This window comes from Streptomyces shenzhenensis (assembly GCF_021462265.1).
GTDB classification, from domain to species: Bacteria; Actinomycetota; Actinomycetes; order Streptomycetales; family Streptomycetaceae; genus Streptomyces; species Streptomyces shenzhenensis.
Genome location: NZ_JAJONF010000002.1, coordinates 328,748 through 343,880 on the forward strand (window position 1 = coordinate 328,748; position 15,133 = coordinate 343,880).

The window sequence follows — 15,133 nt, forward strand, 5'->3', positions numbered from 1 at the left end:
CCACTTGGCACCGGCGCCACGGCCTGACGGTGCGCGGCGGCACTCAACCGGCGACCCCGTACGGTCTGAACGGCCCTTGCTCCCTGGGGCCGTTCGGCGCTTGCCCGGGTTCCATCGGCATCTGCTGCGGGCCGTGGCGTACGAGAAGCATCGTCCGAAGAATCCGCTGCGCGGTGTCGAGTGGCGCTGCCACCGCACCGCCTGCCGAGGGAAGGAGAGGTATGACCATGACCCTGCGTCACATAGCCGTCGGTGTCGACGGTTCCCCGACCTCCGTGCGAGCCCTGGACCGGGCCGCGGCCGAGGCCGTCCGGCACGGCGTCACGCTGCGTGTGCTGTACGCGGTTCCCGACCGCGACGAGGCCGAACCGGTCCTGGGCTACGCCGTCTCGCGCCTCAGCGAGCGGTGGCCGGGGCTGCCCGTCGAGACCGTCGCGGCCGAGGGGGGCGTGGTGCACGCCCTGGCGCGCGAGAGCGAGGGCGCCGCCCTCACCGTGGTGGGAACACGCGGCCTGGGCACGGTCGCGGGCTCGGCGTTCGGCTCGGTGAGCCTGCGGCTGGCCGCCCTGGTCCGCGGACCGCTCCTGGTCGTCCGCGGAGACCACCGCTGCGACGAGGACCGGCCCGTGCTGCTGGGCCTCGCCGGCGACTCGGACCTGCGGGCGGCGGAGTACGCCTTCCAGGAGGCCGAGCGGCGCGGTGTGAGCCTGCGCGTCCTGCATTCCTGGAGTCACCGGCACGTCACCCCCGAGCTGCCCTCCCTCACGGCGGTGCGCAGCCCCGGCCAGGAGCGGATGGTGCGGGAGAGCCTGGCCGAGGACGCCGTCACGCACTTCGCCCTCAGCCACCTGCGGGACCTGCATCCCGGGGTCGCCGTGGAGTCCCACACGGTCCGTGCGGCGCCCGCTCCGGCCCTGCTGACGGCGTCCGCGGAAGCCGCCGTGGTGGTCGTCGGCGCCCACCGCCGCACCGGTGTGTTCGGACCACGCCTCGGTCCGGTCACCCACCTGCTGTTGCACCGGTCGCACTGTCCCCTGATCGTCGTACCGGAGGGATGACGCCCCCGCGCACGGCTGACGGCCTTTCGCACACGACCGGAGCGGCACCGCGGGGACGCGGTGCCGCTCCGGTCGTTCGACGTCGGTGTCAGGCCGGGCGGGAACCCTCGTCGGCGGTGCCGCCGTCCGTGCCGTGGGACTGCGGGCGTCCGCCGCGCCATGGCGGGGTCGCCGTCCGGCGTCCGTCGCTCCAGGCCTCGGCGGCCCGGTCCGTCTGGCGGCGCAGCCGGTCCTGGAGCCGGTCGACGGCCTCCGCGGCCGTCGCCTCCCCGGGCACCGTGACGACCACCTGGCGGCCGCCGATGTGCAGATCGGCCGTGGCCGACCACGGGTGGCCGGCGTGGTGGGCGACCGCTCGCAGGATGCGCACCTCGCCGCTGACGGCGGGCAGGCCCGGCCTGCTCAGCACGGCGTCGATCTTCGTCCGGGCGTACGCCAGGGTCTCCTCGTCGGCGGCGCCGTCGGAGCGCACCTCGACGGCGGGCGTCGTCCGGGCGTGGTTGGTGGTCATGCGGTTCTCCTTGAGTCGGTTCAGGCGGTGGTGTCCGGCAGCCACAGGTCGGGGCCGAACACCTCGTAACGGATGCGGCGGGCGGGCACGCCGGAGCGCAGCAGCTGCCCGCGTACGTCCCGCATGAAGGGGAGCGGGCCGCACAGGAACACCGTCGCGTTGTCGGGGAGTCCGGTGCGGCTCAGGTCCATCGGGCCGGTGCGGGCGTCGGGTTCCTCCGGTCCGGGGCGCTCGTACCAGAAGACGGCGCGGGCGCTCGGCAGCTGGGCGACGAGGTCGTGCGTCTCGGCGCGCAGGGCGTGCTCGGCGGGGGAGCGGTCGGCGTGCAGGACCAGGACCCGGCGGATCGAGCGGAGGCCGGCCAGGTGGGCGAGGATGCCGGTCATGGGGGTGCAGCCGATGCCCGCCGAGACCAGGACGACGGGCGTGGTGGTGTCCACCGGGTCGTCGAGGAAGACGTCACCGAACGGCGCGGACAGCAGCAGCTCGTCGCCCTCGCGGACGGTGTCGAACAGCAGGCCGGAGACCTCCCCGTCCGGATCGCCGGCGTGCCCCGCGACCCGCTTCACGGTGATTCGCCGCAGTCCCTCCCCCGGGTCCGAGGAGAGGCTGTACTGGCGCAGCTGGTGCACCCCGTCCGCCAGGCACACGCGGACGCTGACGTACTGGCCCGCGCGGGCGCGCGGGATGCGTCCGCCGTCCGCCGGCCGAAGCAGGAAGGAGACGACGTCGGGGGTCTCGGTACGGCGTTCGACGACTGTCCAGGGCCGCCAGATCCCGCCGGGCTGGACGCCCGCGTCCTGGTAGAGGAGCGCCTCCCGGCTGATCAGGGCACCGGCCATGAGCCAGTACACCTCGTCCCAGGCGGCCGCCACCTCCGGGGTGACCGCGTCCCCGAGGACCTCGGCGATCGCGCCGAACAGGTACTTGTGCACGATCGTGTACTGGTCGTCGGTGACGCCGACGGCGGCATGCTTGTGCGCGATCCGGGACAGCAGCTGGTCCGGCCGGGTCCCGGGGTTCTCCAGCAGCGCGCCGGCGAACGCGGCGATCGCACCGGCCAGCGCACGCCGCTGCTCCCCGCTCGCCTGGTTGCCGCGGTTGAACATGCCGTCGAGCAGCTCCGGCCGGTCATGGAACATCGTGGCGTAGAAACGGGTCGTGATCTCGTCGAGCGCTCCGGCCACGGCGGGCAGGGTGGCGCGTACCAGGGCGGCGGAATCCGCGGACAGCATGGGGTCTCCCGGACGGGGTGGACGGTGGGAAGGAGGCGACGGCGTCGCCGTGGGGCGGTGCCCTGCGGACCGGCGGTCGGGCACCGCCGGGGCGGGCTACGAGCTGCGCCCGTAGTAGGCGGCCCGCATGAGCTGTTGCATGTCGTCGAGCATGGGCATCCGGGGATTGGCGGGCGCGCACTGGTCCTCGAAGGCGTTCAGGGCCTGCTGGGGCAGCGCGTCGAGGAAGGCCCGCTCGTCGACGGCGAGAGCCTGGAACGACGGCTCGATGCCCACGGCGTCCCGGAGCCGCTCCACGGCCTCGGCCAGCGACTCGACTCCCTCCGCCGGGGTGGCGGCCGGCAGGCCGAGGGTGCGGGCGATGTCCTGGAAGCGCTCGGGCGCACGGTAGTGCTCGTACTTCGGCCAGCCGGTGAGCTTCGTGGGGACGGTGCCGTTGTAGCGGATGACGTGCGGCAGCAGGACCGCGTTGGTGCGGCCGTGCGCGATGCGGAAGGTGGCGCCGAGCGTGTGGGACATGGCGTGGACGATGCCGAGGAAGGCGTTGCCGAAGGCCATGCCGGCGATGGTGCCGGCGTTGTGCATCTTCTCCCGCGCCTCGGGCCGGTCCGCACGGTCGTTCACCGCCGCCTCGATGTTCTCGAAGATCAGCCGGATCGCGTGCAGGGCGAGGCCGTCGGTGAAGTCGTTGGCGTAGACGGACACGTACGCCTCGATGGCGTGGGTGAGGGCGTCGAAGCCGCTGTCGGCCGCCAGCGCCCGCGGGAGTCCGGTGGTGAGCAGCGGGTCGATGATGGCCACGCTGGGGGTGAGCGCGTAGTCGGCCAGCGGGTACTTCTTGCCGGTGGCCGGGTCGGAGATCACCGCGAAGGGGGTGACCTCGGCGCCCGTGCCCGACGTGGTGGGGACGCACACCAGGCGGGCGAGCTTGCCCAGCACGGGAAAACGGAAGGCGCGCTTTCGGATGTCGGAGAACTTGTGCCGCATGTCGGCGAAGTCGACGTCCTTGCCCTCGGCCTGCTGTTCGTACAGCAGCCACATCACCTTGGCGGCGTCCATCGGGGATCCGCCGCCCAGGGCGATGATGGTGTCCGGGCGGAAGTCGCCCATGAGACGGGCGCCGCGCCGGACGGAGTCGATGCTGGGTTCGGGTTCGACGTTGTCGATGACCTGGATGGTGACCGGATCCCGGCGCCGCCGCAGCACGCGCTCGACCCGGTCGACGAGGCCGAGGCGGGTCATCGTCGCGTCGGTGACGACGGTGACGCGGTGGACGTCCGGCATCGAGGTCAGGTAGCGGATGGACTGCGGCTCGAAGTAGATCTTCGGCGGGACCTTGAACCACTGGAGGTTGTTGCGGCGCGCGGAGACCCGCTTGACGTTCAGCAACTGGGCGGCGGAGACGTTGTTGGACACCGAGGTGCTGCCCCAGGAGCCGCAGCCGAGCGTCAGCGACGGCAGCAGGCTGTTGTAGATGCCGCCGATCGCGCCCTGCGAGGAAGGGGCGTTGACGATGATCCGGACCGTCTTCATACGACGGCCGTACGCCTCGGCCAGTTCGAGGTCCCCCGTGTGGATGACGGCGCTGTGGCCCTGCCCGTGGAAGGCGACCATGGCGGCGGCGAGGTCGAAGCCCTGCTCCGCGGAGCCGGCCCGCAGGACGGCGAGGACCGGGCAGAGCTTCTCACGGGTGAGCGGCTCCTGCGGCCCGACCTGCTCGGCCTCGACCAGGATGAGCGAGGTGTCCCGCGGTACGGAGAACCCGGCCTGCTCGGCGATCCACACCGGACTCTGCCCGACGGCCGCCGAGTTGACCTTGGGCTCGCAGCCCCCGCCCGCCGGCTCGCCGGCCGGGAACAGGAACGCCTCCAGCTTCGCCTTCTCCTCGGCGGTCGCCACGTAGGCGTGCAGCGTGCGGAATTCGGCGAGGACCCGGTCGTAGATCTCCTCGTCCAGGATGACGGCCTGTTCGGAGGCGCAGATCATGCCGTTGTCGAACGACTTGGACAGCACCAGGTCGTTCACGGCCCGGCGGATGTCGGCGCTGCGGTGGACGTAGGCGGGGACATTGCCCGCCCCCACGCCGAGCGCGGGCTTGCCGGCCGAGTACGCGGCCTTGACCATGGCGTTGCCGCCGGTGGCGAGGATCAGCGCGACGCCGGGATGGCGCATCAGCGCGCCGGTCGCCTCGACGGACGGCGTCTCGATCCACTGGACGCAGTGCTCCGGCGCGCCCGCGGCGACCGCCGCGTCGCGCACGACACGGGCCGCCTCCGCGCTGCAGTGCTGGGCGGCGGGGTGGAAGGCGAACACCACCGGGTTGCGGGTCTTCAACGCCATCAGGGCCTTGAAGACGGTGGTGGAGGTCGGGTTGGTGACCGGGGTGACCGCGCACACCACGCCGACCGGCTCGGCCACCTCGGTCATGTCGTCGATGTCGTCGCGGGCGATGACACCGACCGTCTTCATCGGGCCCATGCTGTGCGTGACGTACTCGCAGGCGAACATGTTCTTGGCGGCCTTGTCCTCGAACACTCCGCGTCCGGTCTCCCGCACGGCGAGCCGCGCGAGCCCGGTGTGCTGGTCCAGGGCGGCGACCGAGGCCTTCTTCACGATGTGGTCGACCTGTTCCTGGTCGAGCTCCTCGTAGTCGGCGAGCGCCTTGAGCCCGTTCGTCACCAGGCGGTCCACCGCGATGGCGATGTCGGAGGGAGCTCCGGTGGGTCCGGTGCTCGCGCTGCGGTCGTCGTGGCGGGTCATGTCGGCAGGCCTCCGTCGTGGAGAGGGGCGGCGACCGCGCGAGCGGCAACCGCACGGGTGGCGGCGCGGGAGGGAGCGGCACCGCGGGGCCCGGGCACCGCTCCCACCAGCAGCTTCTCTCGTCAACTGCCGTGCACCCAGGTCCCGTTGGTCCTCATGAGGGACTGATCGGCCCCCGCTCGCGAGGGCCGATCAGTCCACCGTCGTGTCCGTCGTGGTGTGCCCGGCGCACGGTCCGGCAGCTCGCCGTCACACACCGTCTGACGGCCAGTCAGATCTTGTCCGCGGGGCTCGGGCTCGGGGGCGCGAGCCCGGGCCCCGCGCGCTCAGCGGCTGTCGCTGCCGCCGGTCTCGGGCAGGGCGGCCCGTCCGGCCTCCAGCCGGGCGACCGGGACGCGGAACGGCGAGCAGGAGACGTAGTCCAGCCCGGCGTGGTGGAAGAAGTGGACGGACTCGGGATCGCCGCCGTGCTCGCCGCACACGCCGATCTTCAGGTCGGGGCGGGCGGCGCGGCCCTCGTCGACGGCGAGGCGGACCAGCCGGCCGACGCCGTCGCGGTCGAGGGTCTCGAACGGCGAGGTGGCGAAGATGCCCTTGTCGAGGTAGGCGGAGAAGAACGCGGCCTCGACGTCGTCGCGGGAGAAGCCCCAGGTGGTCTGGGTGAGGTCGTTCGTGCCGAAGGAGAAGAACTCCGCCTCCTCGGCGATCCGGCCCGCGGTGAGGGCGGCCCGGGGCAGCTCGATCATCGTGCCGACCGGGCAGTGCACGGGCACGCCCGTCTCCTCGGACACCTCGGCCAGGACCCGCTCCACCTCGGTCCGCTCGATGCGCAGTTCCTCGACGGCACCGACCAGTGGCACCATGATCTCCGCCTCGGGAGAGCCGCCGGCCCTGGTGCGGGCCACGACCGCCTCGGCGATCGCCCGTACCTGCATGGCCACCAGACCGGGCACCACCAGTCCCAGGCGCACACCCCGCAACCCGAGCATCGGGTTCTCCTCGTGCATCCGGCTGACCGCCGCCAGCAACTCCACGTCGTGCGGGTCCGGTCGGTCGCCCCGGGCCTCGGCGGCGGCGATCCGCACGGCCAGGTCCGTGCGGTCGGGCAGGAACTCGTGCAGGGGCGGGTCGATGAGCCGGATGGTGACCGGCAGACCGTCCATCGCCTCCAGGATGCCGGCGAAGTCCGCGCGCTGGAGCGGCAGCAGCGCGCCCAGCGCCTCCTTGCGCTCGGACTCGTCGCGGGCCAGGATCATCGCCTCGACCAGCTTGCGCCGCTCGCCCAGGAACATGTGCTCGGTACGGCACAGCCCGATGCCCCGCGCGCCGAACCGCCGGGCGCGGGCCGCGTCCTCCGGGTTGTCGGCGTTCGCACGCACCTCCAACCGGGCGCCGCGGTCGGCCTCTTCCATGGCGCGGGCCACGGACTCGACCAGCCCGGCCGACCGCTCGCCCGACTCGAAGTACTGCATCACCGCGGAGTCGACCAGGGGAGCCGCGCCCGGGTACACCGCGCCCTCGGAGCCGTCGACGGAGATGACGTCGCCCTCCTCGACGACGGTGTCGCCCACGGTGAAGCGACGGGCCGCGGTGTCCACGGCGATCTCCTCCGCGCCGCAGACGCAGACCGTGCCCATGCCGCGCGCGACCACGGCGGCATGGCTCGTCTTGCCGCCGCGGCTGGTCAGCACCGCCTGTGCGGCGATCATGCCCGGCAGGTCGTCGGGGGTGGTCTCCTGACGGACGAGCACCACCTGCTCGCCCGCGGCGGCCCGGCGGACCGCCTCGGCGGAGTCGAACACGGCGGCGCCCACGGCCGCGCCCGGCGAGGCGGGAAGGCCGTGCGCGAGCGCCTCGCCGACGCCCGAGGTGTCGAAACGGGGGAACATCAGCCGGGCGAGCCCGTCCCCGGCGACCCGGCCCAGCGCCTCCGCGGGGCTGATCAGGCCCTCGTCCGCCAACTCGGAGGCGATGGCGAACGCGGCCTCGGCGGTGCGCTTGCCGACCCGGGTCTGCAGCATCCACAGCCGGCCGCGCTCGATGGTGAACTCGATGTCGCACAGATCCCGGTAGTGCCTCTCCAGGGTCTCCATGTGACCGCGCAGCTGGGCGTAGGAGACCGGGTCGAGCTCTTCCAGGTCGGTCAGCGACACGGTGTTGCGGATGCCCGCCACCACGTCCTCGCCCTGTGCGTTCGGCAGGTAGTCGCCGTACAGGCCGGGGCGCCCGGTGGCGGGGTCGCGGGTGAAGGCCACCCCGCTGCCCGAGTCGGAGCCGAGGTTCCCGAAGACCATGGTCTGCACGTTCACCGCGGTGCCGAGGTCGTCGGCGATGTGCTCGCGGCGCCGGTAGATCCGGGCCCGCTCGCCGTTCCAGGACTCGAAGACGGCGAGAACGGCCCGGCGCAGCTGCTCGTCCGGGGACTGCGGGAAGTCCTCGCCGGTCTCCCGGCGGATGAGGGCCTTGTACGTCTCGACGAGCCCGGCGAGGTCCGTGGCGTCCAGGCCCAGGTCGTCGGCCGCGCCCCGGGTGCGCTTGAGATCGGACAGGGCCCTCTCGAACACTCCGCTGTCGACACCCATGACCGTGCTTCCGAACATCTGCACGAGCCGACGATAGGAGTCCCAGGCGAAGCGCTCGTTGCCCGAGACCTTCGCCAGGCCGAGCACGGAGTCGTCGCCGAGACCGATGTCGAGGATCGTCTCCATCATGCCGGGCATGGAGAAGCGTGCCCCGGAGCGGACCGACAGCAGCAGCGGGTCGTCGGGCTGCCCCAGCTTCCGGCCGTCCGCGTTCTCCAGGGCGAGCAGACGCGCGGAGATCTCCTCGGCCAGTCCGTCCGGCTCGCTGCCGGTGCGGAGGAAGGCCCGGCAGGCCTCGGTCGTCACGGTGAAGCCAGGCGGCACCGGCAGCCCCAGCCGGGTCATCTCGGCGAGGTTCGCTCCCTTGCCGCCGAGCAGGCCGGCCAGGTCACGGCCGCCTTCTGCGAAGTCGTACACGTAACGGACCATGATCTGGGTCTCCTCCGTCGGGCTTCGGCTGGATGCTCTCTCCAGCGTCCGGCCGCCGGCGTCGCAGGGGGCAGGTGCTGTCGGTCCCCGCCGATGGGCCGGTCGGCCCCGGCAGGTCCCTGGTCCGGCTCGGTTCCCGGCCGGTCCTGACCGTGAGCCGCGCAGGGTGTCCAGGCGGTGCCGGTACTCCTCCTCGTCGGTCTCGCCGCGGGCGTAGCGTTCGGCGACGTCCGGGCGGACGTCCGTGGGACGGGTTCGGCGCCGTGGTTCTCGTGGGAGGCGGGCGGACGGCTGGTCCCGGACGGCCTCGCGGGGCCGGTGGGCCCTGCCCCCGCGGGAGCGGTGCGCACGGGGCAGCCCCGGGCCGCGGCGGCGGAACGACCGGGCACCGTGACGGCGGGGTGCGTTGCTTCAGCGGCGGTGCATGGTCTCCAGCGCGGCTGTCAGGACGCGGGGGTCGTGGTGGCCCTTGTAGACGGGCGGCGGCTGCTTGTCGAGGTGGAGCAGCTGCGACACGGCCGTCCACGCCGTGCGGACGGAGTACTCGACCGTGAAGACGACGTCGTCCGGCACCTCGGCGAACTGGCCGATGAAGGCGAGGTTGACCGAGCCCTCCGGTACGACGTCGGGGCGGTCGTCGCGGCGGCGGCTCAGGAACTGGCTGGTGATGTAGGGCATCAGGCACGGGATCACCGTGGAGGTCTCGAGGACGCGGGCGCGGGTGCGGTCGTCGAGGTGCAGGTGGTGCAGGACCTCTTCGAGGATCTCCCGCCCCGAGCACATGGTCATCGGCTTGGCTGTGCTGTTCCCGGCCCGGCCGGGGAAGAGGCCGTAGCCCCACCAGACCGAGACGTCCTCGGGCTGGTCACGGTAGACGGGCTGGCGGTTCGCGACGATGGTGAGCAGCCAGTTGGAGCCGGTGAAGGTCATCAGCCCGCCCTTGCCGGTCTCCCGGCCGCTGAACTCCGCCAGCGCGTCCAGGAATGCGGGATCCTTGGCGGTGACGGTGAACGACTCCCAGCGGGATTCCTTCACATGCTTGTCGAAGGTGCCGGGGTTCCCGAAGTTCTCGCGTCCGCGGGCCAGCCGGTGCCAGAGCAGCCAGGCGTCCGAGCGCTGGGAAGGCGGCGGCGGGGGAGAGGTGTGCGTGCCCCGGCTGGACGCGTCGGTCATGGAGCCGTTGGTGACCAGGACCAGATCGCCGGGGGCGACGGTGATCCGCTCGTCGCGGCCGGCCCGGGACACGGTGACGGTCTCCACCGTGCCGCTGCCGACGCCGGGCGCGAAGCCGAGGTCGGTGACCGTGCATCCGGGGTGGATGGTCACGCCGTGGCGGCGCAGCCAGGCCGTCAGCGGGCGCACGATCGAGTCGTACTGGTTGTACCGGGTCCGGTGGATGCCGGACATGGAGCCGAACTCCGGGAACAGGTGGATGAAGCGGCGGAGGTAGCGGCGGAACTCGATCGCGCTGTGCCAGGGCTGGAAGGCGAAGGTGGTGCACCACATGAACCAGAAGTTCGTGGTGAAGAAGTGCTCGCCGAAGCAGTCGGTGATCCGCTTGTCGTCCAGGTGTGCCTCGGGCGTGGCCAGGCACCGGACCAGCTCCAGCCGATCACGCTCGGAGAAGCCCATCGAGCCGACGTCGACGATCCTGCCGTCAGCGTCGACCAGTCGTGCGACGTCGTCCCAGGCGAACTCCTCGTGCCCGGCCAGGATCTCCTGCGTCACCGACACCGAGGGGTCGTCCAGCGTGGGAATGCCGGACAGCAGGTCGTACGTGCAGCGGAACTCGGCCTCGAACATCCGGCCGCCGCGCATGCTGTAGCCGGCCTCCGCCGTGCCGCTCGCGTCCAGGCTGCCCCCGACGCCCATCTGCTCCTCGAAGAGATGGATGTCCGATCCCTCGAAGCCGCCGTCACGGATCAGGAACGCCGCCGCGGCGAGCGCCGCGATCCCGCTGCCCACCAGATATGCCTTCGCCATCACAACACTCCTCGTCGCTCGCGCCCGTGCATCGGGAACCGCGTCTCCCCACGTTTTCCCGCGCGAGCCGCGCTGTCAGTGGGCCGTTGGTCACCGGCCGGGCCCGGCCGGCCCCAGCGGCCCTGTCCGAGGGCCGGGGCGCGCAGGTCGGTGGCCTGTTCGGCGACCGCGCAGGCGCGGCGCAGTCCGGCCGGAGCACGGAGCCGGCCGAGCCGCAGGCCGGGGGCCACGACCTCGGACACGTCCGTCCGCGGACGGGGAGGCCGCCTGCCCGCCGGTGGGATCAGCGGGTCGCGCGGACCGGGGCCGTCGCGGTGGCCGGCCGAGCAGCGAGGCGCGTACGCCGTGCGCGGTGGCCGAGCGCCTGGCCGAGCGCCTGGCCGGCGCGCGGCCGGACAGGGCCGCCGCATGCGCTCACGCGCCCGCCGGCGCAGCGGCCGGCCGCCACGCACGGTCCGTTCGGCGAAGCGGTCCGGCCGCCGCCCACGGTCCGTCCGGGGAAGCGGTCCGGCCGCCGCCCACGGTCCGTCCGGCGAAGTGGCCAGGGGCGGTCCGGCGGATCAGGCCGCGGGGAAGCGGTGGTGGCTGTCAGCCGAGGTGAGCGAGGTCGTGGGAGTCCCTCTCGCGCGAGCTCGGTCGAGCGTGGCGGAGCGTCCGGCCGCGAGGCGGAGGAGGCATGGCCGATCAGGCCTCCGCCACGGTCGAACCCGCTCGCGCCGGGGCCCCCACCGCGGCGGGCACCTTCCGGCCGAAGGCCGGGGAACGCCGGCGGCCCACGTCGACGCCGGGGGAGCACCCCCTCTGGGGGCGGGTGTGCCGGACCCGCGTCTGCGGCATGATCCGCCGGACAGCCCCTCCAGGGGCGTGTGTGCCGGGGCGACCCGTGGAGGAGCGTGGCCGCGACGGCCGCGCTTCCCGCGGGGCGGGGGTCACCTCGCCGTACGGTCTCCCGACTCCGGCTGGTCCAGGTGGGAGGCGAGGACGGCGGCCTGCACGCGGCGCTGGACGCCCAGCTTGGCGAGGAGGCGGGAGATGTGGTTCTTGACGGTCTTCTCGGAGAGGTAGAGCTTCTTGCCGATCTCGCGGTTGGTCAGGCCGTCGCCGATGAGGGCGAGGATGTCGCGTTCGCGGGGTGACAGGCTCGCCAGCTCGGCGGGCATCGTCGGGGTATCGGCGGGGTCGGCACGCAGGGAGCGCATCAGGCGGGCGGTGGTGGCGGGGTCCAGCATGGACTGCCCGGAGGCGACGGTGCGGACGGCCGAGACCAGGTCGGAGCCCTTGATCTGCTTGAGGACGTAGCCGGAGGCACCGGCCATGATCGCGTCGAGCAGGGCGTCCTCGTCGTCGAAGGAGGTGAGCATGAGGCAGGCCAGGTCGGGCATCTGGTCGCGCAGCTCACGGCAGACGCTGATGCCGTCGCCGTCGGGCAGCCGGACGTCGAGGACGGCGACGTGCGGGCGCAGGGCGGGGCCGCGGGCGAGGGCGTGCTGGACGGTGTCGGCGTCGCCGACGACCGAGATGTCGGGCTCGGCTTCGAGGAGGTCGGTGATGCCGCGCCGGACCACCTCGTGATCGTCCAGCAGGAACACCCGGATCGGGTCCTGTTCGGAAAAGGTGCGTGGCTCTGGCATGACGTCCCCTAGTTCCCCGGCTGCCCCCGGTCGGTGGGCAGACCGCGTACTGCCCGGGACATCATCCCTTGCCGGGGCCGGTTGTGCTAGGGCCGACCGGCCCCACGCGCCTCCTCCGGGCGACCGGCCGTCAATTCGAATTCCACGTCCACCACCCCTTCGATGGCGCGGATCAGCCGCGCCGCCACCGGGACGAGGGAGGTGTCCCGGATCCGGCCGGCGAGCTTCACCACCCCTTCGTGGACGTCGACACGCAGCGCGGAGGAGGGAAGCGGGAAGAGGTAGGAGACGACCTCGCGCCGTACCTCCTCGGCGATCTCCTCGTCACCGCGCAGGAAGACCTTGAGCAGGTCGGCGCGGCTGACCACCCCCTGGAGCAGACCGAGCTCGTCCACGACGGGAAGCCGCTTGACCTTGGCCCGTGCCATGATCCGGGCGGCCTCGGCGAGGGTGGCGTTCGCACGGGTGGTGAGCGCGGGGGAGGTCATGAGCTGTTCCGCCGTCACCGCGCCGGCCTTGGCCAGGCCGGCGTCCCCGGGCAGTTGGGTGTGCTCGTCGGGGTCGTCGGGGTCGCCGTCCCGGAACTCCTCCTTGCGCAGGAGATCCGCCTCCGAGACGACACCGACGACGCGGCCCTCGCCCTCGACCACCGGCAGGGCGCTGACCCGCCAGTCCCGCATCAGCCGCACCACCTCCTTGAAGGGCGCCCGCCGCCCGACACTGACGACGGTCTGTGTCATGACGTCGCTCACGATGTGCGGTGTGCCGTGCATGGTCACTCCCAGGAGAGCCGAACGGACCGGGGCGCGCCGTCAGACGCCGGCGCCGTACGGCGCGTACAGGTCCAGCAGCCGGGTACGGGTGGCGCGCAGACGGTGGGCGAGCACCTGGCCCACCCACTGGCTGACGGCGTTGCCCAGCGCCGGGTCGTCCTGGCACATGGACCGGACGGCGACGGCGTCGAACTCGTAGGCCCGCACCGGTGTGGTGGCCTCGGCGCCCAGGTGCCACACATACGGTGCGAACAGCCAGGACCAGCCGACCAGTTCGTCGTGGCCGAGGCTCTCGATGACCGCCGCCCGGCGGCCGGGGACGTGCATGTCGAGTTCGACGCGGCCGGAGCGGATGATCCAGAACCGGTCGGCGCGGGCACCTTCCTCGAAGAGCCGCGCGCCCTGGGGGAAGGAGACCTCCCGGGCCAGACGCATCAGCCGTTCCCGGTGTTCGCCGGGAAGGGCCCGCAGCGTGATGGGTGTCGGTGCGGTGCTCATGGCCTACCTCCCGGGAAGTACGTACTCCTACTACTGCCAGCGTGCGGCGGATGCCCCAGGCCGGGCATGGGCCGAACGGTCCCGGCCGCCCGGGACCTTCAGTACGTCCCCGAGCCCGTACGGCCGCTGCCCGCACACCCGCGTGGCACAGAACGATCGGTCCCGCATCGACCCATCCACCGTGCCACGCACAAGGAGCACAGCCATGTCCACGACCCCGACGAGCGGGAGACGAGCCGCCCCGGTGGCGGCGGCCCTCGGTCTTCCCGCCGCCTCCGCCCTCGTGATCGGCAGCATCATCGGCACCGGTGTCTTCGCCCTGCCCTCGGCACTGGCGCCGTACGGGCCGATCGCGCTGGTCGCCTTCGGTGTCGTCACCCTCGGCGCGCTCGCGCTGGCGCTGACCTTCGGCTCGCTCGCGGCGCGGACCACCGCCAGCGGCGGACCGTACGTCTACGCCCGCGAGGCCTTCGGCGAGTTCGCGGGGTTCCTGAACGCATGGTCGTACTGGATCACCGCCTGGGCCGGCAACGCGGCGATCGTGGTGGCCTGGGTCGGCTATGCCGAGGTGTTCGTCAACACCGGCCACAAGACGTGGATCTCGGTGCTCCTCGCCCTCATCGGCCTGTGGATCCCGGCCGCGATCAACCTGACCGGCGTGCGGAACACCGGGGCCTTCCAGGTGATCACCACCGTGCTGAAGTTCGTCCCGCTGGTCTTCATGGCCACCGTCGGGCTGTTCTTCGTCGACCCGGACAACTTCGGCTCCTTCAACGCCAGCGGCCAGTCGGCACTGGGCGCGATCTCCGCCGCCGGTGCCATCGCCCTGTTCAGCTACCTCGGCCTGGAGGCCGCCTCGGTCGTGGCCGGCCGGGTGCGGGAGCCGGGACGCAACGTGCCGAGGGCCACCGTGTACGGCACCCTCGTCTGCGCCGTCATCTACATCCTGGGCACCCTCGCGGTCTTCGGAACCGTCTCGCACGCCGGCCTCGGATCCTCCACCGCGCCCTTCACCGACGCCGCCAACAACATCTTCGGCGGCACCTGGGCCGGTGACGTGGTCGCCGTCGCCGCCATCGTCTCCGGCATCGGCGCCCTCAACGGCTGGACCATGCTGTGCGCCGAGATGCCCTACGCCGCCGCCCGCGACGGACTGTTCCCCACCGCCTTCGCCCGGCTGCGCGGCGCGAACGGCGTGCCCGCCTTCGGGATCATCGCCTCGACCGTGCTGGCCTCGCTGATCACCGTGTTCAGCTACACCCGCTTCGAGGACGTCTTCACGAAGATCGTGCTGCTGAGCGTGCTGACCGCCGTCATCCCCTACCTGTTCTCCGCCGCCGCCCAGCTGTACTGGCTGCTGGTGAAGGGCCGGGAGTCGCTCAGCCCGAAGCGGCTGGCCCGGGACACGACCGTCGCCGCGCTCGCGCTCGCCTTCTCCTACTGGTCCATCCAGGGCAGCGGCTACCAGACCGTCTACTACGGACTGTTCGTCGTGCTGCTCGGCGTGCCGGTCTACGTCTGGCTCAAGCGCGACCAGAGCCGGGCCGCCGGGCCCAAGACCCCGAGGCGCGCCCCGGAGACGGCGGTCCCGAGCCCCCGGCGCCCCCGCGCACTGAGCACCAACCGCGTCGGCGGCGCCCGCAAGCCGCGCCCCCTGCGCCACCAGGACTGAC

The 15,133-nt window shown here is 72.6% G+C and carries 10 protein-coding genes; 2 read left to right on the forward strand and 8 right to left on the reverse strand.

Annotation, left to right across the window (positions count from 1 at the left end; all coding sequences use genetic code 11):
- Window positions 1-227 precede the first annotated feature (227 nt).
- On the forward strand, window positions 228-1,058 hold the full coding sequence (locus LQ326_RS03975; RefSeq protein ID WP_234532836.1) for a universal stress protein: 831 nt from the start codon (window positions 228-230) through the stop codon (window positions 1,056-1,058).
- A gap of 88 nt (window positions 1,059-1,146) precedes the next feature.
- Here LQ326_RS03975 and LQ326_RS03980 read toward each other — a convergent pair whose 3' ends face one another.
- The 8 genes from LQ326_RS03980 to LQ326_RS04015 all read right to left on the reverse strand — a co-directional run bounded on the left by LQ326_RS03980 (window position 1,147) and on the right by LQ326_RS04015 (window position 13,460).
- A complete protein-coding gene (locus LQ326_RS03980) occupies window positions 1,147-1,569 on the reverse strand; it encodes a hypothetical protein (protein ID WP_234532487.1) in 423 nt (140 codons plus the stop codon).
- 20 nt (window positions 1,570-1,589) lie between these two features.
- Window positions 1,590-2,804 carry a globin domain-containing protein gene (locus tag LQ326_RS03985; RefSeq protein WP_234532489.1) on the reverse strand — a complete coding sequence of 405 codons (1,215 nt, stop codon included), beginning with the start codon at window positions 2,802-2,804 and terminating at the stop codon, window positions 1,590-1,592.
- A 96-nt stretch (window positions 2,805-2,900) separates the two neighbouring features.
- Window positions 2,901-5,564 (reverse strand): bifunctional acetaldehyde-CoA/alcohol dehydrogenase, encoded by a 2,664-nt coding sequence (gene adhE / locus LQ326_RS03990; RefSeq protein WP_234532491.1) that lies wholly within the window; start codon window positions 5,562-5,564, stop codon window positions 2,901-2,903.
- A 326-nt stretch (window positions 5,565-5,890) separates the two neighbouring features.
- On the reverse strand, window positions 5,891-8,575 hold the full coding sequence (gene ppdK / locus LQ326_RS03995; RefSeq protein WP_234532493.1) for a pyruvate, phosphate dikinase: 2,685 nt from the start codon (window positions 8,573-8,575) through the stop codon (window positions 5,891-5,893).
- A gap of 411 nt (window positions 8,576-8,986) precedes the next feature.
- Window positions 8,987-10,558, reverse strand: coding sequence for an oleate hydratase (locus LQ326_RS04000; RefSeq protein WP_234532495.1), 1,572 nt, complete (start codon window positions 10,556-10,558; stop codon window positions 8,987-8,989).
- A gap of 929 nt (window positions 10,559-11,487) precedes the next feature.
- A complete protein-coding gene (locus tag LQ326_RS04005; protein ID WP_234532498.1) occupies window positions 11,488-12,189 on the reverse strand; it encodes a response regulator in 702 nt (233 codons plus the stop codon).
- An 86-nt stretch (window positions 12,190-12,275) separates the two neighbouring features.
- A complete protein-coding gene (locus LQ326_RS04010; protein ID WP_234532500.1) occupies window positions 12,276-12,962 on the reverse strand; it encodes a CBS domain-containing protein in 687 nt (228 codons plus the stop codon).
- A gap of 39 nt (window positions 12,963-13,001) precedes the next feature.
- On the reverse strand, window positions 13,002-13,460 hold the full coding sequence (locus LQ326_RS04015) for a Crp/Fnr family transcriptional regulator (RefSeq protein WP_234532502.1): 459 nt from the start codon (window positions 13,458-13,460) through the stop codon (window positions 13,002-13,004).
- A 283-nt stretch (window positions 13,461-13,743) separates the two neighbouring features.
- Between LQ326_RS04015 and LQ326_RS04020 the strand changes: the two genes are divergently transcribed.
- Window positions 13,744-15,132 (forward strand): APC family permease, encoded by a 1,389-nt coding sequence (locus LQ326_RS04020; RefSeq protein ID WP_234532838.1) that lies wholly within the window; start codon window positions 13,744-13,746, stop codon window positions 15,130-15,132.
- Window position 15,133: the final 1 nt, after the last annotated feature.